We start from the raw sequence: 17931 nt of genomic DNA, 5'->3' as shown, positions 1-17931 counted from the left end.
CGACCGGCCGATGTCCTGAAGTGCCGCAGTTGCGGCCCGACCGGCCGTCCCGATCGACGCTGGGAGCGTCCTAGCGTCGAAGGTGCGACGCGGTCGAACGGCATGGTCCCCGCAGCCCTGCAGCGGATGCGAAGCGCCCTGCACAGGAGGGCAGACGGACGATCGCCTCGGTCGCGTTCGGCATCCGAGGCCTTTCACACAGGGAAGAAGGCGTTCTTCGCCATGGCGTCGCAATCAGCCGCCGCTCGATCGGTGGCACACAGGTTGGATTTCGGGCTCAACGAATGGGTCGTGGACGAGCAGCGACAGCGTTACCTGCACGACCCCGGCTCCGTGGACCAGACGTGGAGGGACTTCTTCGCAACCCCGGTGGTCCCGTCGCCGGCTCGGCCGGCGCGCGCAGCCTCCGCCCCAAGACAGGAACGCGGTGACGAGGCAGCGCTCGAGGCCGTGCGGGTCGCCGCGCTCATCCACGCGTACCGAGTGCGTGGCCACCTGATGGCCGATACGGACCCGATCACAGCAGAGCCCGCCGCACATCCGCAACTCGAAGTCGCCGCCTTCGGACTCCACGACACGGACCGGGCAGAGAACTTCGCTGTGGACGGGTTCGCCGGCCGGACCACGATGACACTCGACGAAGTGCTCGGCGCTCTGCGGGAGTTCTACTGCCGCACCGTCGGTTTCGAGTACATGCACATCCAGAACTCCGCCGAACGCCGCTGGATCCAGCAGCGCGTAGAGGGACCGCAGCGGCGGCCGGACCGTGCGGAGCAACTACGGATCCTCTTCCGGCTGGGGGCCGCGGAAGCCTTCGAGACGTTTCTGCAAACCAAGTACGTGGGCCAGAAACGGTACTCGCTCGAAGGCGGCGAGTCGGCCATCGTGCTGCTCGACGCCCTGTTGCTGCGCGCCATGGAAGACCGTGTCGGAGAAGCCGTCATCGGGATGGCGCACCGCGGCCGACTCAATGTCCTGGCCAACATCATCGGCAAGTCCTACGCCCAGATCTTCGACGAGTTCGAGGATGCGGTGGACATCCGGTCGGCCCAGGGCTCAGGGGATGTGAAGTACCACCTCGGCGCGGAGGGCACCTACCGTGCCCTGCACGGCGGCCGGATCGCCGTCTCGGTCGTGGCGAACCCCTCGCACCTGGAGATAGTGGGGCCGGTGGCTCAGGGAGTGGTGCGCGCAAAGCAGGACCTGGCCGCGGACCACGACAAGCCCTTCCCCGTCCTGCCCGTCGCCGTCCACGGCGACGCGGCCTTCGCCGGGCAGGGCGTCGTCGCCGAGACCCTGAACATGTCGCAGCTTCCCGGCTACCGCACGGGCGGGACGGTCCACGTGGTCGTCAACAACCAGGTCGGCTTCACCACCCTACCGGCCAACGGCCGTTCGAGCACCTACGCCACCGACGTGGCCCGGATGGTGGAAGCCCCGATCTTCCACGTCAACGGCGACGACCCGGAGGCTGTCGACCGCGTCGCACGGCTGGCGTTCGACTATCGCCAGACGTTCCACAAGGACGTCGTGATCGATCTCGTCTGCTACCGCCGCCACGGCCACAGCGAGGTCGACGACCCGTCCATCACCCAGCCGATGATGTACGACCGCATCGACGCCAAGGCCTCGGTACGCACCTTGTACGCCGAGGCCCTGTTGCGCCGCGGCGACATCGGCGAACCCCAGGTCGAGGGCGCCCGCCGCAACTACCGGGATCACCTGGAACGAGCCTTCGCCGAGACCCGGGCGCTACCCGCTACCGACCTCACGGACAACCTTCCTGACACCAGCACCGGACGGGCGGCCGCCCCTCATGCGGCGACCGCGATCGACGAGGCGACCGCCCGGCAGGTCATCGCATCGCAGGCCGATCTGCCCCAGGGCTTCACCGTGCACCCGCGCGTTGTGCCGCAGCTCCGTCGGCGTACGGCGATGCTCGACTCCGGCACGGTCGACTGGGCCACCGCGGAGACACTGGCGATCGGTTCGCTGCTGCTGGAGGGGGTCCCGGTGCGGCTGGCCGGGCAGGACTCGCGGCGCGGCACCTTCGGCCAGCGCCACGCCGTACTGACCGACCGGCGCAGCGGCGCCGAGCACACACCACTGAACTCCCTCACGCGGCGGTCCGCGACTTTCGCACCGTACGACTCGATGCTGTCCGAACTGGCGGCATTGGCCTTCGAGTACGGCTACGCGCTGGCCCGCCCCGAGGCTCTGGTGCTGTGGGAGGCCCAGTTCGGGGACTTCGTCAACGGCGCGCAGACGGTGATCGACGAGTACATCGCCTCGTCCGAGCAGAAATGGGGCCGACGCTCCCCGGTGACGCTGCTGCTGCCCCACGGCCTGGAGGGCCAGGGACCGGACCACTCGTCCGCCCGGATCGAGCGGTTCCTGCAGCTGTGTGCGCAGAACAACATGAACGTGGCCCTGCCCACCCTGCCCGGCAACTATTTCCATCTGCTCAGGCAGCAGGGACTCGACGGCCATGGGCAGCCGCTGGTCGTCTTCACCCCGAAGTCGATGCTGCGGTCGAAAGCGGCCACCTCCGCCCTGGCCGAGTTCACCCAGGGCAGCTTCCGCCCGGTCCTGCCGGACGACACGGTGGACCCGGCCCGGGGCAAGCGCGTGCTGCTGTGCTCGGGCAAGATCTTCTACGACCTCGACGCCTACCGGCACGACGCGGGCGCGGCGGACACCGCGATCGTCCGCGTGGAGCGCCTCTACCCGTTCCCCGAGGAGGAACTCGCGGCGGAACTCGCCCGCTTCCCTGCAGCCGCGGACGTGCGGTGGGTACAGGAAGAGCCCCAGAACCAAGGTGCGTGGTCCTTCGCCGCGCCACGTCTGCATCGGCTCACAGGACACCCTGTCGAATGTGTCAGCCGGCGCGAGGCACCCGCTCCCGCGGTCGGCTCCGCCCGTCGGCACGCCTTGGAGCAGAAGGCCCTCATGGCATCGGCCTTCCAGTGACCGGCTCCTTCCAGCGGTCCACCCGCTGAGTATGTCCATCGGCAGGCCAACACCGCGGAGAAGCAGCGGTGCTGGCCTGCCGGCACGCGTCCCCGAGTCCGCGGACCTGAGGCGACCGAGCCACGGGCAGCGGAGGCATCAGCCAGGGCAAAATCGTCCTTCACCGGTCCCGAAGCGCCGATACAAAATCCCCCGCATCCGGCCAAGCAGCACCGGTGAGGACCGCACGACCGTTCCGGTGCCACCAGTGCGCACAGCCCCAGCCACAACGGGGTGCGGGACCTGGGTCTCGGCTGTCTTGATCACTGCTTGCTGGCCGTCTTGCGCAGTCACCTCATACGCCGGCGTCCGTCAGAACCTGTGTAGATGTTCCCTGCCGTTCTAGCGGGGGCGTTGGAGGCGGTGAGGACGGTCTGAGGGGACGACACAAGACGGAAGACGTGGTCGACAGGTATGGGATCACCGTGGACGGAACACGCGGCTGGTGGGACCGGGTGCAGCCGACATGGATGCCAAGCAACGCGAAGCGTACACGGCGCAGTTGAGCGGCAGTTACTCGAACCCGACGTGAACGAGGTGCCGTGGCGCGATACGACTTCCGGGGGCGGACACTGCGATGCCGGGAGCTGCTGAGTGTTGGAGCGCTCGCCGGCATGCTTACGCTGCTGGTGATCAGCCCCGTGCTGGAATTCGCGGAGAGTGCAGGACTACTTGTCCGGCCCGCATCCCCGGGCTGGCCGCATGCTCGAATTCGGCGCTTTTACGCCCAAGCAGCAGGAACCCCTGCTGACCGCCTTCCTGGAGCTACCGTGCCGCCCAAGGCATCGCTGAGCATTGTTGAAAGGATCGTCGGGACGGGATCTGTGCGTGTCACGGATTCCATGGCAGGGCTGGGCGCCAGGATGCGCATGGGCAGATGCCCGGCAGCATCGACGCCTTTGAGCATGGCCAGGTCGTGGCGTCACCCCATCGGGTCGAGGACCCGCCGGTGCTCCTGCTCGCCGTCGAGCCGACGCCACATGTGCCTGGCGGCATGGCGCAGGGAGTGGCCCGCCACCACCACCCAGGCGATGACGAGCAGCCCGTAGAACATGACAGCCAACCAGACGAACAGGTCCGAACCTGTCCGCCCTGCAAGGGCGCTGGTGGCCGTCACGCAGGCGCCGACCGGGAAGATGAAAGACCACCAGGTGGGCGCGAACGGCAGTCCGGCCCGGATCGTTCGTACAGTCAGCCCTGTGGCCAGCGCCAGCCACAGCATGGCAAAGCCCCAGACCACGATCCCGCCCAACAGGGCGAACGCTGCGGCGCCGTGCGCGTAGGGCGCGGGCAGGGCGCTCGGCGCGACTGCGGCCAGCGCGCCGAGGGCCGTCACCGCCTGGCCCAGCGCCCCCGCGCCGATCCACACCGTGGGCACCACCGTGCCGCTGGGGGCCTCGTGGTGCACGAGGCGGCCGTAGATCATCGCCAGCACCAGCACTGCCGCAACCAGGCCGAGCCCGAGCATCCCGTAGCAGCCCAGCAGCAGGTTGAGCCGCATCTGCCCCGGCGGCGTATGAGGGATGAGGAGCGCACCTGTCGCGGCCGAGACCATCGGCGGCACCACCGGCATCAGCCAGCCCCCGAACGCGGCGTCCGGCGCGAAGCGGTGCCGGGTGATCATCAGATAGGGCACCGCGAAAGCCGTGACCAGCGCGAGCAGCGTACCGAGAGACCACAGCACCCGGTCGACGTTCAGCGCGGCCTCCAGCCCGATCAGCCGACGGCCGAGCAGGAGCGTCCCGGAACCCACCGTGAGCAGCGCCATGGGCGGCGCTCCGAAGAACTGAGCTGCCACCGGATCACCGGCATGCAGTCGCAGCGCCCGCTGGCGGAGGTAGCCGACGGCCAACAGGACCAACAGCGAAGCGGCGCCCAGCCAGACCACGACGGCGGCGGTCCGCAGCCCAGGGACGCTCCATGGCAGGGTGACCGCCGCGTTAGCGACGATGCCCGTGCCCATCACTGCAGCGAACCAATTGGGGCCGAGCAGCGGGTTTCTCTTCGTGTTTGCCACACGCGGCAACGCGCCGACGCAGGGGGAGGAGTTCATTCCCCGAACCCTATGATCGAGTTGGGGCAACCCTGTCCGCCATGTCCTGATGCAAGCGCGACGTGGCACACATTGAGCGATCGCCGTACCGGGCCGAACCCGACGAGGATTCGGCAAGGTCCAGTACCGGATCAGCGAAACCTTCCTCGCAGTTTTAAGGGCAGGCGCAGCAGTTCGGGAGCGGACAGCGGATCATCGTCGGCCGACCAGACGGCCTGAGGGCATCGGGGAGGAGCTGGCCCGGGCGTTCCGCGCGGACCGGCCGGTCCGCGCGACAGTCTGAGAGATTGTTGAAAGGCTGACCTGCTTGGGCCGGATAAGGATTGGCGTCGAGCGATCCTCGTTGAGGAGTACCGCCAGATCGGCTGGGCCTGGGCATACGAGCGGAAGGACACCAGCCGAACTGATCTCCGGGGTAGACGGCGAAGCTTAGGAAGGCCTCATCGGTGTCGCCGCGTCATTCCCACGGATCTCTGAGCGACGGAAGCCGTGGAGCTGGGAGATCGTCCGCTCGATGACCCAGCGGAAGGTGCGCGAGGCGGCGCCGTAGGTCTGTCCACGCTTGGTGATCGCGGGTCGGATGCCGTGGCCGAACGGGGCCGGGGTAGCTCCCGCGCTGATATCCCTCAGGACCAGCTCTGTGCTGGGTCGTTTGTGTCACAGGTAGAAAGGTGCATGCCGCCGCCCGCGGACAGGCACGTGCCCTGGTCCTGATTTTGGAAGGCGATGCCGCCAACACGCGGGTGCTGGATGAACCAGCTTTGAATCTTGCTGGCGGAGCAGACTGATGCTGCATCGACCGTCGGGCCTCCAAGCGGGTTAAACGTCAGGCAATGCCCGGTTGCCACATTCTGCAGTTGCCGGGTGGCGTCGCTCCACACATGGACTCTCCACTGCTGCCACGGACCGCCGTTGCAGGGGTAGGCCCGCACTCCGTCGACGGTGTTGTAGTCGAGACACCCGCCAGTACTCAGATTGCGGAAGGTTTGGACAGGATCTGCCTGAGGGGACGCCGAGGCGGCGCCGGCAGTCGTGCTGGCGATCAGGCAGAGCGCGGCCACGAAGCCTGCGCGACGCAATGTACGGAGCATACGGTGAATTCCCCACGTGGAAGAGAGCCCGTCTGGCGGCCGGACTCGGTCGCTGGCCCGATAGTTCGAGCCGCTGCGCAATCTGTCAGTCTTGCGAACGAGCGTCAAAGGATTCGATCTGTATCGAAATGACGGCTGGCGGATCCCATCAACTACGCCCGGGCGACGGCGCGCGAGGCCGGGCTGACCGTCACCGACCGCACCCTGCGCGCCTGGACGGCCAGCACTCGCACCCCCTCGCGGAAGAACCTGGAGGCGATCGAGCGGGCGTACCGCAGGGTGGGCCAGCACGGCCTGCACATCGTGATGGCCGTCGCCCAGGGTTTTGCGGTGCAGCGCGAGCCGGTCGGTAACCGCATCACGGCCCGCATCTCACTCGTCGACGACCCCGGCGGATCGTGACCAGTCACCAGCGTCACGGCCCTTTCTGATCACAGCTCGGTGCGCTACCGGGTTGATCCGTTTTCACGTTCGACCTGTCAGGTGTCAACGGCTGCCGGCAGGTGCTCCTTAAGGGGCGCCGACGTCGGCTTTCCGGTCGCGTCGTCCGTGGTGGCCTGGGTGATTTCTGACAGTTTGTTGTTGGCGTGCTGGGAGACGGTCAGCAGGTGTTCCTACGCCTCTTGCGGCTAACAGTCGTAGCCCAGCCATCACCGCAGGCCATGTCGATCACGGGGGGACAGGCTTGGCACGAGGGGCGCCGATGCCTGGTGTGCTTTGGGCTATGGGTGCAGTTCCCGGGGGACGGGGTGGCGTTCTCTGAGCAGGTCGAGGAGGGCTTCGGTGGGCGCGCTGGGGCGGCGGCGTGAGGCGGTGGCGACGCTGAATCGCCAGCGGAGGTCGTGGTCGGCGACGTCCAGGACGTCGAGTCCGGTGTGGTCGGTGACGAGGAAGCGGCTGAGGAAGCCGATGCCGAGGCCTGCGCGGATGTATCGGCCGCGCCGTGCTCGCCCCGGCCGCCGTAGCTGCCTACATCGGGGCCGCGTACTGGTTCACCTCCTCCACGTCCTTCGCGAACCCCGCGGTCACCATCGGCCGGGCCTTCACCGACACCTTCGCCGGGATCTCCCCTGCCTCCGTCGCCCCGTTCATCGCGGCCCAGCTCCTCGGGGCCGCGCTCGGGCTGGGGGCCGTCGCCCTTGTCTACGGCCGCCCCGCTCCCGTCCTCGACGAGGTCGTCGTCCCGCACGGCGAGCCCGAGCCGGCCGTCTCCTGACCGATCCGTCCTTTCAAGAAAGTCTCCGCTCATGAGTTCTTCCGCCGCGCCGCGTCCGTCGGTGTTGTTCGTCTGCGTCCACAACGCTGGCCGCTCGCAGATGGCCGCTGCCTTCCTCACCCACCTCGCTGGCGACCACATCGAGGTCCGCTCCGCCGGCTCGGCTCCCGCAGACACCGTCAACCTGGCCGTCGTGGAGGCGATGAATGAGGTCGGCATCGACATCTCCGCCCAACGCCCCAAGATCCTCACGGTGGAGGCCGTCCAAGCATCCGATGTTGTGATCACCATGGGGTGCGGCGACACCTGCCCCGTCTTCCCCGGCAAGCGGTACCTCGACTGGCAGCTCGACGATCCGGCCGGCCAGGGCGTGGAGGCCGTGCGCCCCATCCGCGACGCGATCGAGGCACGCGTGCGGACCCTGCTCGATGAAATGGACGTCCCGGCCGTCATTTGACCGCTACCCGCGATCAGTGTCGAAGAACGCGCCCTGCTGCACACGGCTTGGTCGGACAAGGCCGGGTGCCTGTTGCATCCGATACAACATCGGGGCATCGGGGTGTCGCTCCTCTGAATAGCCAGCTCAGCGAAGCCAGGGTCCCCACGGAGCACCGCTTTCATCTGGTGATTAGTCCGGTTCTCCGAACTTCGCCACGTCCATCGGATGCATCTCGGCTCGAATGCGGTGCCAGCGTGCGGGGTGGCGCCACCGGCCGGAGGCGTCGCGGGCGACGTCGACGCCGACTTCCACCACCAGCTCGGGTTCCACCAGCGTGACGGTCAGCGTCTTCCGGCTGCCCCATCCGGCGGAGAATGACCAGCCCGTCCATGCGTGGTCGGTGACCGGGGTGAGCAGGGGGGCGAGCGTGCGGCCGACGGCCGCGGCCAGTGTGGTGGTGCGGCCGACGTAGTGCAGGTGCCCATCAGTGTCGTACCGGCCTAGAAGCAGGGAACGGGGCGCGGTGGGCGGGCCGGTGACGGCGCCGACAATCGTCTCGCTCGTTTCGATCGGCTACTGGTGAAGAGGCAGTGTTCCGAAGCTGCGCAATTCCTCGGTGCTCGCCGCACCACCCTCGGAAAAGAACGACAGCAACCGAGCTGCTGTGCGCCCGGTCGCCCGCGACGGTGGTCTCCTGACTGACGCCGTATCTTGGGCGGGAGATCGGTTGAGTGTTCGGGGGACTTGTGCGGATTGCAGATCACGTTGCCTGGGATCGGGGTTTCCCGGTCAAGTACCTGCTGGTCCGTGAGGACGAGGAGGGCGAGGAGAAGTACTGGGGACGGTGCGCGAGCGTCGAGGGCATGTTTGTGGACAGTGCGTGGAAGATGTGAATTCGGGTGCGGTAGCCCTCCTGCGTGAGGCCTTTCCGGCAGAGGTCCGGCACAGCCCTTTGGGCTGGGAGGCTCTTTGGGCGTGGGAGCGCAGGCACGGCGTGGTGTTGCCTGAGCCGTACCGCACCCTCGTTGCCGAGATCGCGAACGGCACCGACGACGGTCCGCCAGACGAGGGGGGTCTGCTGCCCGTGGGAGAGAAGCCAGACAGCTGGGCTGCCTGGGAAGCGGACTGCTGGATGAGCCCGGAGCCGTTCGATGGCACCGCTGCACGCGTGCCAAGTCAGCCTTTCCCACTCGAGGAGGAATGGCAGTGGGAGTACGACTACTACGACCACAGCCGCCACTCGTTCCTGTTGCACCAGACCTACCAGCACGGCTCGGTGCTGCTGGGCAGCGACAGGTCCGGTGAATACTGGACGCTGGTGGTAACCGGGCCGCAACGCGGTCGGGTCTGGTGGCTCAGAGACGGATGCGCCGCACCCTATGCCGACTCCCTCTCCGCTCTGCCGGAGGGCGATTTCCTGCACTGGGTGAGGGACTGGCATCTCGGACAGGGCTGGTGGCGGGCCGAGTAGCGTCACCACCCCCAGGTCGGGGCCACGACCGCTGCAATGGTCCCTTCGAACTTGATCGTCTGAGACGGGAACTGTCCGACACGCCAGCGTAAAGCCACCCCCGCCGTGTGTGCCTTCGCCCTTCTGTGGTCCTCAGGCGCGGGCATGATGGCGACCGGCCAGGTAGTCGGACCAGTTCTCGCCGGCCATGGCTGCGAAGCGTTCCGCGGTTCTCGGCTGGATGCCGATCAAGTCGGAGAGCACAACGGGTGGCAGGTCGGCGAGCGCTTGCATCATGGCCGTGTTCCGGGCTGCGCGGGCGGGCAGGCCGTAACGCTTGAGCTTGTCGGACAGCCCCGCAGGGTTGCGGGGGCACCCGGGGGCTCGGCCCGGCAGCAGGTACCTGATGGCTTCGTTGCCGTGCCGGGATGCGTCTTCCAGGTGGTCATTGATGAGGCGGGCGAGCTTCGGTGGCAGGACGACGGGGTGGCGGATGATCGTCAGGTAGGTGTGATCCGCGTCGTGGTGGAGGTGGTCGGTGGTGAGCTCGACAATGCGGGTCAGAGGGAGGGCGTAGAGGCGGATGAAAGCTGCGGCGATGCGAACGTCCGACGGAAGCGTGGGGTCGTTCAGGCACCGGCGTAGTTCCTCATAGTGGTCTTCTTCGATCTGGAACTGGCCGGGGAGCTGGAAGGGCGGGTGCTCGATGGTCAGGCCGGCCCGGGTGAGGTGGCGGGCACCGGCCCAGCGGATGAAAGGGATGGAGCGCGCTCGCAGGCTGGGCCTCGAGATTGCCCAGAAGTCCAGGACTTCCTGCGTGAGGCTCTGGAGGGTGTGTTGCTGGGTGTCCAGCCAGGTGAGGAAGTCGATGGCGGCGCGGATATTGCCGCAGTCGCCCTTGTGGGCGGTGTAGGTGTAGCGGCCGCGCGCAGAGCGCCGGCGGGCGTCGCGGATGATGTGCCACTCGGCGAACGGGCGGATCAGGGTCGCCTGATGTCCTGGCAGCTTGGCCAGCGTGCGGCCCGTCCAGTTGATAAGCAGGGCAAGGTTCTCATCGCGTGGCGGAAGTAAGCCTGCGGTGGTGAGCAAGCTGCGGACGTAGGTGGTGGCGTGTCCTTGGGGCAGCGCGTCCAGGGCCGCGTGGTCGAGTTCGTCGGGCGCGGTTACCAGCTGGCCCAGGAGGCGCGCGGACGGGCTTCGGCGCAGCCAGGCCAGGACGGGGTAGGGGTTGGGAGCGTCGCTGAGTACATCGGCGAGCGGCCGCAGGGAGGCGTCGAGGGTGGTTCCGTCGCCTGCGAGCAGGCTGGTCACCTTGGCAAGCAGGGTGCAGCGTGGACAGCGGCGTCCCGGCAGGAGGTCAGCCGGTTGCTGGCAGGACGAGCAGTAATCGGGCCGCTCGTCGGGAAAGGAGCACGCCTTACAGATCCGGTCGCCACCCGGGGCGCGGCCCACGAGAATGCGCTGCCGGCCGCACATCGTGCACGATTCCGGCTGCGTCAGAGCAGTCTGGTAGCACAAGGGGCAGACGGGCCCTACCGGCCAGAACACGCCCACCTTCCTATCCTGGCCGCACAGTGCGCACGTGTGCAGCTGCCGCTTGCGGACCTCGCGTGGGACGCACCCATCGCAGTGGAACGGCCCATTGCCGTGGTCGATGTGCTGGCCGCGACGGATCCGCCCGCATACGGTGCAGAGCTTCTCCGGCCGCACGTAGCAGCGGTAGCAGATGTCGGGAGCCTCGCCTTTTGCCCGCACCCTGATGGCCGCCACCTGCTCGCAGATGCCGCACCGGCGCGCAGGGCTCGCGTAGCAGGTCCCGCAGACGGGCCCGTCGGCGGTCAGCGCGTTCGCCCGCCGCCGGCGGCCACAGCGGCAGCACGTCTGGAGCTTCTTGGGGGCGCAGGTCTGGCACAGGTAGGTGCCGTCGGGCAGGTGCCGGGTGGGAATCATCATCCGGCGGCAACTGCCGCACTCCTTGCGCGAGCCCGGCTCCTTCTCCTTGCACACTTGGCAGATCCGTCCGTCCGGACGTCGTGCCGCTGCCCTCGTGAGCTTGCCGCACCGCGCGCACGGGACAGCCAGGCGCCGGCTGGAGCAGCCGTGGCACAGCCGCCCTTCGGGTCCGGCGTACGTCGGCAACGGGTTCGTCCGTCCGCAGTCGGCGCAGGGAACCAGGCCCACGTTCTCACCGTGGCCGCCTGCGATCAGCAGGGCGATCAGCCGTACCCCGCAGGGCGGGCAGTCCGGCGTGGGGGCACTCAGCGCGTCGGGTCTGGACGCGAGGTAGCGCAGCAGGCGGAAGGCGTTCGCACCGCTCCATGCCCGCGCCTTCTCCACGAATTCCTGAGCCTGCTCCATGCCGAGGGACTCTCCGACGGCCAGGTTCAGCAGGACGACGATCCGGTCACGGGCCCCGGCCAGGTCTTCGCGCAGGCGTACCTGGTCCGGGGTCAGGTACTTCCTCACGACGCCGCCCCCGGGCGCCGGATCGTGGTCCGGCGCTCCGTCAGCGGCAGCGGTGCCTCCTCGCCGCCCGCGGTCTTCTTCACCTGCGCGTTGACGACCGTCGGCTTGATGAGGTCGTTCGGGGTACAGCCGAAGATGTCACAGAGGGCGACCAGGGTGTCCATGCTCATCCGCTGCGGGGGCTGCGTCACCAGCCGGTAGACCTGCTCACGCGACAGGCTCACCCCGCGCTCCGCGAGAAGCGGCACCAGGTCCGAGGTGTGGAACATCTCCTGCTCGGCCATGATCTGCCGCAGCCGCCACTCGTAGCCCATTGTCTTGATCACGTCAGGTCCCAGTCGTCGCCGAGCCGGCGCTTCAGCGAAGCCTCCAGCAGGTGGTTGCGGTACTCGTCGGAGACACCCATGTAGATGGCTGTCGTCGAGCCGTGGGAGTGGCCGACCTGCTCCTGCACGAACCGCGCGGGGTAGCCGAACTCCGTCAGGTGCGTGATGTAGCTGTGGCGCAGACAGTGCAGATCGAGGGCTCCATCCAGGCCGGCCGCGTCCCGAGCGGTGGTGAAGGCTTCGTTGATCGAGCGCGGCGACATCCGCCCGGCCCGCTCGGTCACCCACAATGCCGGATGCCGGCCCGGCGCCAGCCGGGGACGCACCTCATGCACCCACTTGCCCAGGACGTCGACCACCCAGTCCATCTCCGGTACCAGCAGCACGGTCCGCCGCTTCGGCGGCGCCCCCTTGGACGACTTCCCGTACCGCACCGCCAGCGAGCCGAACTGCCCGAACTGCGGGCTCTTCCGGTGCCGTCGTAAGTCCACCAGGTCGACCATGGAGGACTCGGTGCGCCGGGTTCCATAGGCGTAGATCGTCTTCAGCACCGCGGCGTCACGCAGCGCCGTCAGCGTCCCCTTCCGCCCATGCCCGCGGATCTGGGCAGGCCGTGCATCAGCCGCGTCGAAAAGGGCCTGGACTTCGTCGTAGGTCAGCGGCCGACGCCGCGGGTCGCCTTCGTACTCCAGCGTGTGCAACACCGAGTTGGCCTCGTGAAAGACGACCTGAGGGGCCTGCCCAAACCGCTCCAGGCAGGTGCCCACCCATCCGTACCGGCGGTCCAGCAGGTACTCCACGAACAAGGTGATCGTCACCTCGTACGTCCGCGCCGTCGACATACGAATCGGATTGGCGCCCCCACGCAGGTGCGCGATGAATGCTTCGCCGTCCGCTGGAGTCCATTGCCACGGGTACAGCCCCGTGAACACCTCGAACCGGTTGATCAGACGCAGCCGCGGTTCGATCGTCGCAGCCTTCAGGAACCGGGCGTGTTGCTGCCGGGCCCAGCCCTCCTTCATCGCCGTGAACACCGCTGATTCCGGGGCCAGGTGTACGACGTTCGGAGCGAGGAGGAGACGCGCCGAACCGGGTGCCTCAGCGACCATGGTCGCTGTTGTATCAAACGCATCAATGTTGCGTCTATCGCTACCAGCCTGGTCGCGGCTCCGCTGTGACGCCGCCGTAGCAGGGGAGTTGGGGGAATGATCAGCGGAAACGGCGATTTCGGCGAGCCGCAGGATGTTGCATCAACTGCAATTCATCGCGTTTTTGTACTTCAGCCAGCCCCTCGCCGACGGCCGGTAGGAGTCCGTGAGCTGTTTGAACATCACACCCTCCATTCCGACGGACCCCCACGTCAGCCACCGGGCCACGACGTTCGGGTCGGTGGTCGACGGGCACAGCGTCCACGACGCGGACAGCCGGCTGGCGGCGAAGAGATTCTCGAGGGCCGCCCGGCGGCGCTGGTAGGGCCATCCGGTGGTGTCGGTGCCGGACAGCCGCAGCAGGTCGAAGGCGACGAAGTGCGCCGGCCACAGGTCCGCCGCCCGGGCCGCGCCGGCGCCGCGGCGGTGCAGCCGGTCCTGGAGCCGCTCGAAGGCGAGGCGGCCGTGCTCCCACACCACCAGCTCACCGTCCAGTGCGGTCGCGTCGGGAAGCTGCCCAGCTCCGGCGACGACCTCCGGGAACGCGGCGGCCATCTGCGTGCCGCGCCTCGAGCGCAGGAGGACCTGGCCCTGGTCGACGGACACGAGAGCCCGGAACCCATCCCACTTGGGCTCAGCCGCCCAGCCCGCCCTGAGCTGCGGCGACGGGGTTGGCGTGGCGAGCATGGGCTCCGGCGGCATCCAGGTCACGCGCCATCCCTTCCACCGCGACCCTGCCCGTGGAACCCGCACTGTGGAGGCCGGAGCTGGGTGCCTGTGGCCCTCCTGTTCCTGTCGATTACGTCGTCGTGGTCGCCCCCGACCACGACGGAGGGCACCCCGACCATGGGGCCGACCATGACAGGTCAGCGCACTGATGAACCCCGAGGGTGTGGTGGCGGGTGGCTGCTCGGGTGCCTGGGGCAGGTGGTGCTTTTAGGCTGGGGGTGCTCGGGGCGTACTGCGGAGGTCTTGCCATGCCCCGAACGATCTGGTCCGGCGCGATCAGCTTCGGTCTCGTGACTTCTCTGCACTAGCGCTGGTGAGGTGATCGAGTCAGGAACGCCCGCGTTCGCGGTTGAGTTCGTGGTAGCCGCGGAAGTCGAAGAAGCGCAGGCCGTCGATCACTGCTCCGGACAGGATTTCCGGCAGGGTCCATGGGTGGGGGGTGTAGTCGTCCGACGCCACGCCTCCATGCTCAAGCAGCAGAGCGATCATCTGGTGAGCCTCTGCGGTGCCGTCGATCCGCCCGGAGATGTCGATCTGCACCGCCCAAGTGGGGTGATGTCCGATGGCCGCCTCGAGGATGGCCACATCCTCGGGATCCCAGTCTGAGAACAGGTGGCCTGTCTGCTCATCGTCGATGTCGATGTAGAGGTTGCCGTCCAAAGTCCACGGATTGCGCTGCTCGGGCAGATGCCGATCGAGCAAGGCGACGGTCTCAGCTCGCTCACCTGCGGGAAAAACGAAGATGGTTCGCATGGGTTGGAGCGTAGGCAGTTCAGCTTCGTGGCGACCATGGATTTCAGCGATGGTGCTGGTCCGTCGATGTAGCGGTGGTGCGGTTGGCGATGTCGGCGAAGGCTGGCATGCCGAGATCGACTGCGGAGGGTCGGCGGGCTGCTTCGGCATCAAGCTGGTCCAGCTTGCCCTGCGCGCCGGCGAGGCTGACCTGGAGGCCCTCGACTTCGCCCAGCCATCCTTCCCGCTCCGCCTCGACGATCCGGGCGATCAGGTTGTCACGGATGTCAGTCAGCCGTGACCGTTGGGCTGGATCAGGCCGGAGGAGCGAGCATCTGACACAAGCGTGCTCGTGGATGCAGGGAGATCCGAAGGCACGTGCGCAGGTGCCGATGGACACCTTCCGCTTCTCGAAGTGGGAGAGGAAGGCGTCCCACTCCTCCTCAGTCGGCATGCGGTACTCCTCGCTGGGGCGGGAGGCCCGTCGGCGGGCGATGAAGGCGCGGTGCGCCTCGATGGCTTCGGCCGGGTAGATCGCGTTGTAGCCCATGGTGGTGTTGATGTCAGAAGCAGCAGGCGGCCAAGAAGACCGCCAAGAAGACGGCGGCGAAGAAGACCACCAAGAAGACGGCCCCCCGCCAGTCACGTAGTGCTTGATTGCATCCCGACCACAGCGTCGGTGACGGTGTGCTGCGTGAAAGGCTGGGAAGGAGGTTCGTGGCGTGGGTGCGATGACGGAGGGAGGCAGGATGGACTGGGAGGGGTTCGGACAGCAGATGGCGTCGATGGCGCGGGATCTGCTGGCGCAGGATTCGCTGACGGCCACCTTGGAGCGGATCACCGCTTCGGCGACCGAGCTGGTCGGGGGCTGCGATGCGGCCGGCATCCTGGTGGTGCACGACAAGAACATCGAGACGCTCGCTCCCACCGACCAGATGGTCATCGACAGCGACCAGCTTCAGGGCCGGCTGGGGGAGGGCCCGTGCTTCGACGCCGCCCACAGCGCGCACGGTGAGCGAATCTTCCGCATCGCCGACCTCACCGCGGAGCAGCAGCGCTGGCCCGCCTACGCCCCCCAGGCCCACAAGCTCGGGGTGGGCAGCATGATGGGCATCCTGCTGTTCACCGAGGACGAGGACCTCGGAGCGCTGAACTTCTACTCCCACGAACCGGGCGCGTTCACCGCCACCAGCGAGACGGCCGCACTGCTACTGGCCTCCCACGCGGCCGTCGCCTTCTCCAGCGCCCGCACCCACGCACAGATGGAACAGGCCGTCGCCACCCGCCACACCATCGGTGAGGCCATGGGCATCCTCATGGGAAGCCGCCACCTCACCGAAGAACAGGCCTTCGACGTCCTGCGCCGCTACTCGCAGGAGCAGAACATCAAACTCCGCGAGGTCGCCCAACGAATCTGCGAACAAGGCACCCTCTGACCTGCGACGAGCAGGAACTTTTCCGCCACCACCGCACCTACGGGCGCGTGCTGACGAAGCGCACGGTTACCCCCCAGTCGGCCTTCGCCGATTCCATGCACCACTGGCACAGCGGGATGCCGCCGCTGCCGTACTTGTGGGTCTTGCGCTGGCAGGCGGCGCAGGGGCCGATCTTGTCGCCGGGGCAGATGAGGGCGGAGGGGTCGGGTTCGGTGATCGGTGGGGGAGTGGGCATGGTGGTTCCTGTTCCGGGCGGCGTCTACGAGCCGTCCAGGTGTCAGAGTACGCAGCGCCTTGGCACGAAGGTTCGAGCCGCGCCCACCGCCCTAGGTGCGTTCGACGGGGCGCTGGCCGTGCTTAGACGCAGGTCATGGGTGCCGTGGGGTGGCGGCTAAGTCGATGATGTGGAGCTGGGTGTCGGGCTGGCAGTGGGTGCAGGCGCGCAGTCCGTCGGCCAGGAGGCGGCGGGCTTCGTCGCGGCTGATGGGGCGGCGGCGTGAGCCGATCATGTGGCAGTGCCCGGCGTGCACCTGGACGGGCGGCTTGCGGGTGCCGATGCCGATTTCGACAACCCACTCCGCCGGCTTCGGCCGGTTCTTCCGCCCGTGTTCCTCTTCGGCATTGCGGCGTTCCAGGCGGGCGATTTTCGCGTCGATGCGGTGCAGCCACAGGGCGTGCCACACCCGCAGGGTGCGCAGTCGGTCCAGGTCGGGCGGCAGGTCATCGAACACATTTTTGATTCTATGCCCATGATCACGTCTCGTCCCCTCGCGTGTTCGATTTTGTGTTCGATAACGTGGTGGGGGAGGTGAGCATGATGAGTACGCAGGTGACGGCAGGTAGGCGGGGTGTGGTGATGCATTTGCGCTGCCCGGACCGGCTGCCGGAGGAGACCTACCGGCAGGTCCTGGAGGAGCTGGCCGGTCTGTCACCGGTGGTGCAGGCACTGCCGCCGACCGCTGCCCTGGTGGACCTGCGCGGTGCCCTGCCGTATTACGGCGTCGACGCCGGCCGGCTGGGGGAGGTACTGCGGATCAGGACGATCTCCCGCCTTGGCGTCGACGTCCGTATCGGCATCGGCCCCTCCATCACCGTCGCCGCCACCGCCTCCGGCCAGATCCCCCAACCCGGCGGGGTTCTCGCGATCACCCCCGAGGAGGTCGCCGGCTGGCTCGGGCCCCTGCCCGTCGACGCGCTCCACGGGATCGGCCCCCGCCAGGCTGCTGCACTTCGCGAGTACGGCGTGCACTGCGTGGGCCTGCTGGCCGCGGTACCGCCCGCGACCGTGCAGCGCCTGCTGGGCGGAAAGGCCGGCCGTCTGGCTGCCGACCGGGCCCGCGGCATCGACCCCCGGCCCGTCGTTCCCCGCGCGCTGCCGGCCACGGCGAGCGTGCGCTACCGCTTCGATGAGCACACCCTGGACGGCGCCGTCGTCCGCGCCGCTTTGCTCGAGCTGGTCGTGCGGCTCGGTACCCGGCTGCGAGGCTGCGACCAGGCCGCCCGCGCCCTGACCCTGTCCCTGCAGTTCGCCGGCGGCGGCACCTGGGACAGGACCCGCCGCCTGACGGCCCCTTCCGCGCACGAGGACGATCTGCGCCGGCTTGCCTATCAGTTGATGGACGCCGCCGGATTGCAGCGCGGCCGCCTGACCGCCCTGGTTCTGAAGGGCGAGGACCTCATCGACGCGGACCAGGTCGCCTGGCAGCTCTCCCTCGACGACGCCCGCGAGAACCGCCTCGCCGCAGAGACCGCCGTCGACCGCATCCGCGACAAGTTCGGCCCCGGTGTCATCGGCCCTGCCGCCGTCTTCCGCCGCGCCTCCTAACCCACCCCCGA

Annotated in this window: 17 protein-coding genes and 3 pseudogenes; 7 read left to right on the top strand and 13 right to left on the bottom strand. The window is 68.1% G+C overall.

The features are described from left to right. The first annotated feature begins 102 nt into the window (after window positions 1–102). Window positions 103–2970: a multifunctional oxoglutarate decarboxylase/oxoglutarate dehydrogenase thiamine pyrophosphate-binding subunit/dihydrolipoyllysine-residue succinyltransferase subunit gene (locus ACZ66S_RS39165; protein WP_469906351.1), complete on the top strand. Its 2868-nt coding sequence runs from the start codon at window positions 103–105 to the stop codon at window positions 2968–2970. Window positions 2971–3931: 961 nt separating this feature from the next. Here ACZ66S_RS39165 and ACZ66S_RS39160 read toward each other — a convergent pair. The 3 genes and pseudogenes from ACZ66S_RS39160 to ACZ66S_RS39150 all read right to left on the bottom strand — a co-directional run bounded on the left by ACZ66S_RS39160 (window position 3932) and on the right by ACZ66S_RS39150 (window position 6153). Continuing rightward, window positions 3932–5062 carry a TDT family transporter gene (locus ACZ66S_RS39160; RefSeq protein ID WP_469906350.1) on the bottom strand — a complete coding sequence of 377 codons (1131 nt, stop codon included), beginning with the start codon at window positions 5060–5062 and terminating at the stop codon, window positions 3932–3934. A 465-nt stretch (window positions 5063–5527) separates the two neighbouring features. Next, window positions 5528–5647: pseudogene (locus ACZ66S_RS39155) on the bottom strand (IS5/IS1182 family transposase); the annotation flags it as partial. A 41-nt stretch (window positions 5648–5688) separates the two neighbouring features. Beyond that, complete coding sequence (locus ACZ66S_RS39150) at window positions 5689–6153, bottom strand: RICIN domain-containing protein (protein ID WP_469906349.1); 465 nt, start codon at window positions 6151–6153, stop codon at window positions 5689–5691. 276 nt (window positions 6154–6429) lie between these two features. Between ACZ66S_RS39150 and ACZ66S_RS39145 the strand changes: the two are divergent. Then, window positions 6430–6555 (top strand): annotated as a pseudogene (locus ACZ66S_RS39145) (ATP-binding protein); the annotation flags it as partial. 320 nt (window positions 6556–6875) lie between these two features. Here ACZ66S_RS39145 and ACZ66S_RS39140 read toward each other — a convergent pair. Beyond that, entirely contained in the window at window positions 6876–7064 is a 189-nt protein-coding gene (locus ACZ66S_RS39140) for a hypothetical protein (RefSeq protein WP_469906398.1), read from the bottom strand. A 20-nt stretch (window positions 7065–7084) separates the two neighbouring features. Between ACZ66S_RS39140 and ACZ66S_RS39135 the strand changes: the two are divergent. Both ACZ66S_RS39135 and ACZ66S_RS39130 read left to right on the top strand, forming a co-directional pair. Further along, window positions 7085–7369 (top strand): annotated as a pseudogene (locus ACZ66S_RS39135) (aquaporin); the annotation flags it as partial. A 31-nt stretch (window positions 7370–7400) separates the two neighbouring features. Next, the gene (locus ACZ66S_RS39130; protein WP_469906348.1) at window positions 7401–7826 is read left to right on the top strand and encodes an arsenate reductase ArsC; all 426 of its coding nucleotides are present in this window, start codon (window positions 7401–7403) and stop codon (window positions 7824–7826) included. A gap of 171 nt (window positions 7827–7997) precedes the next feature. On the opposite strand, the gene ACZ66S_RS39125 is transcribed toward ACZ66S_RS39130, so the two are convergent. Continuing rightward, entirely contained in the window at window positions 7998–8318 is a 321-nt protein-coding gene (locus tag ACZ66S_RS39125; protein ID WP_469906397.1) for an ATP dependent DNA ligase, read from the bottom strand. 370 nt (window positions 8319–8688) lie between these two features. On the opposite strand from ACZ66S_RS39125, the gene ACZ66S_RS39120 reads away from it, so the two are divergent. Next, window positions 8689–9279: an SMI1/KNR4 family protein gene (locus tag ACZ66S_RS39120; RefSeq protein ID WP_469906347.1), complete on the top strand. Its 591-nt coding sequence runs from the start codon at window positions 8689–8691 to the stop codon at window positions 9277–9279. A 132-nt stretch (window positions 9280–9411) separates the two neighbouring features. Here ACZ66S_RS39120 and ACZ66S_RS39115 read toward each other — a convergent pair whose 3' ends face one another. The 6 genes from ACZ66S_RS39115 to ACZ66S_RS39090 form a co-directional block, all read right to left on the bottom strand. After that, entirely contained in the window at window positions 9412–11724 is a 2313-nt protein-coding gene (locus ACZ66S_RS39115; RefSeq protein WP_469906346.1) for an XRE family transcriptional regulator, read from the bottom strand. Then, window positions 11721–12050, bottom strand: a complete 330-nt coding sequence (locus tag ACZ66S_RS39110; protein ID WP_469906345.1) for a helix-turn-helix domain-containing protein — start codon at window positions 12048–12050, stop codon at window positions 11721–11723. The genes ACZ66S_RS39115 and ACZ66S_RS39110 overlap by 4 nt, the downstream gene beginning before the upstream one ends. Continuing rightward, complete coding sequence (locus tag ACZ66S_RS39105; RefSeq protein ID WP_469906344.1) at window positions 12047–13159, bottom strand: tyrosine-type recombinase/integrase; 1113 nt, start codon at window positions 13157–13159, stop codon at window positions 12047–12049. Before ACZ66S_RS39105 ends, ACZ66S_RS39110 begins: the two co-directional genes overlap by 4 nt. Window positions 13160–13300: 141 nt before the next feature. Beyond that, a complete protein-coding gene (locus tag ACZ66S_RS39100) occupies window positions 13301–13900 on the bottom strand; it encodes an ATP-dependent DNA ligase (RefSeq protein WP_469906396.1) in 600 nt (199 codons plus the stop codon). Window positions 13901–14254: 354 nt separating this feature from the next. Continuing rightward, complete coding sequence (locus ACZ66S_RS39095; RefSeq protein ID WP_469906343.1) at window positions 14255–14680, bottom strand: hypothetical protein; 426 nt, start codon at window positions 14678–14680, stop codon at window positions 14255–14257. 43 nt (window positions 14681–14723) lie between these two features. Beyond that, window positions 14724–15209 (bottom strand): integrase, encoded by a 486-nt coding sequence (locus ACZ66S_RS39090; RefSeq protein ID WP_469906342.1) that lies wholly within the window; start codon window positions 15207–15209, stop codon window positions 14724–14726. 199 nt (window positions 15210–15408) lie between these two features. Between ACZ66S_RS39090 and ACZ66S_RS39085 the strand changes: the two genes are divergently transcribed. Beyond that, on the top strand, window positions 15409–16095 hold the full coding sequence (locus ACZ66S_RS39085) for a GAF and ANTAR domain-containing protein (RefSeq protein WP_469906395.1): 687 nt from the start codon (window positions 15409–15411) through the stop codon (window positions 16093–16095). A gap of 37 nt (window positions 16096–16132) precedes the next feature. Here the strand turns inward: ACZ66S_RS39085 and ACZ66S_RS39080 are convergent, their stop codons facing one another. Continuing rightward, window positions 16133–16330 (bottom strand): hypothetical protein, encoded by a 198-nt coding sequence (locus ACZ66S_RS39080; RefSeq protein ID WP_469906341.1) that lies wholly within the window; start codon window positions 16328–16330, stop codon window positions 16133–16135. Window positions 16331–16463: 133 nt separating this feature from the next. Then, complete coding sequence (locus ACZ66S_RS39075; RefSeq protein WP_469906340.1) at window positions 16464–16826, bottom strand: DUF6233 domain-containing protein; 363 nt, start codon at window positions 16824–16826, stop codon at window positions 16464–16466. A gap of 83 nt (window positions 16827–16909) precedes the next feature. Between ACZ66S_RS39075 and ACZ66S_RS39070 the strand changes: the two genes are divergently transcribed. Next, a complete protein-coding gene (locus ACZ66S_RS39070; RefSeq protein ID WP_469906339.1) occupies window positions 16910–17920 on the top strand; it encodes a DNA polymerase Y family protein in 1011 nt (336 codons plus the stop codon). Window positions 17921–17931 lie beyond the last annotated feature (11 nt).

The sequence above is a fragment of the Streptomyces sp. NPDC107471 genome (assembly GCF_055582845.1).
This window is presented reverse-complemented; position numbering and strand designations above follow the sequence as displayed.

Bases quoted from the DNA above. Each gene is read 5' to 3' on its own strand.
- ACZ66S_RS39165 (WP_469906351.1), top strand. From the start codon at position 103: ATGGTCCCCGCAGCCCTGCAGCGGATGCGAAGCGCCCTGCACAGGAGG.
- ACZ66S_RS39160 (WP_469906350.1), bottom strand. From the start codon at position 5,062: ATGAACTCCTCCCCCTGCGTCGGCGCGTTGCCGCGTGTGGCAAACACG.
- ACZ66S_RS39150 (WP_469906349.1), bottom strand. From the start codon at position 6,153: ATGCTCCGTACATTGCGTCGCGCAGGCTTCGTGGCCGCGCTCTGCCTG.
- ACZ66S_RS39130 (WP_469906348.1), top strand. From the start codon at position 7,401: ATGAGTTCTTCCGCCGCGCCGCGTCCGTCGGTGTTGTTCGTCTGCGTC.
- ACZ66S_RS39105 (WP_469906344.1), bottom strand. From the start codon at position 13,159: ATGGTCGCTGAGGCACCCGGTTCGGCGCGTCTCCTCCTCGCTCCGAAC.
- ACZ66S_RS39100 (WP_469906396.1), bottom strand. From the start codon at position 13,900: ATGCCGCCGGAGCCCATGCTCGCCACGCCAACCCCGTCGCCGCAGCTC.
- ACZ66S_RS39095 (WP_469906343.1), bottom strand. From the start codon at position 14,680: ATGCGAACCATCTTCGTTTTTCCCGCAGGTGAGCGAGCTGAGACCGTC.
- ACZ66S_RS39090 (WP_469906342.1), bottom strand. From the start codon at position 15,209: ATGGGCTACAACGCGATCTACCCGGCCGAAGCCATCGAGGCGCACCGC.
- ACZ66S_RS39085 (WP_469906395.1), top strand. From the start codon at position 15,409: ATGGACTGGGAGGGGTTCGGACAGCAGATGGCGTCGATGGCGCGGGAT.
- ACZ66S_RS39080 (WP_469906341.1), bottom strand. From the start codon at position 16,330: ATGCCCACTCCCCCACCGATCACCGAACCCGACCCCTCCGCCCTCATC.
- ACZ66S_RS39070 (WP_469906339.1), top strand. From the start codon at position 16,910: ATGATGAGTACGCAGGTGACGGCAGGTAGGCGGGGTGTGGTGATGCAT.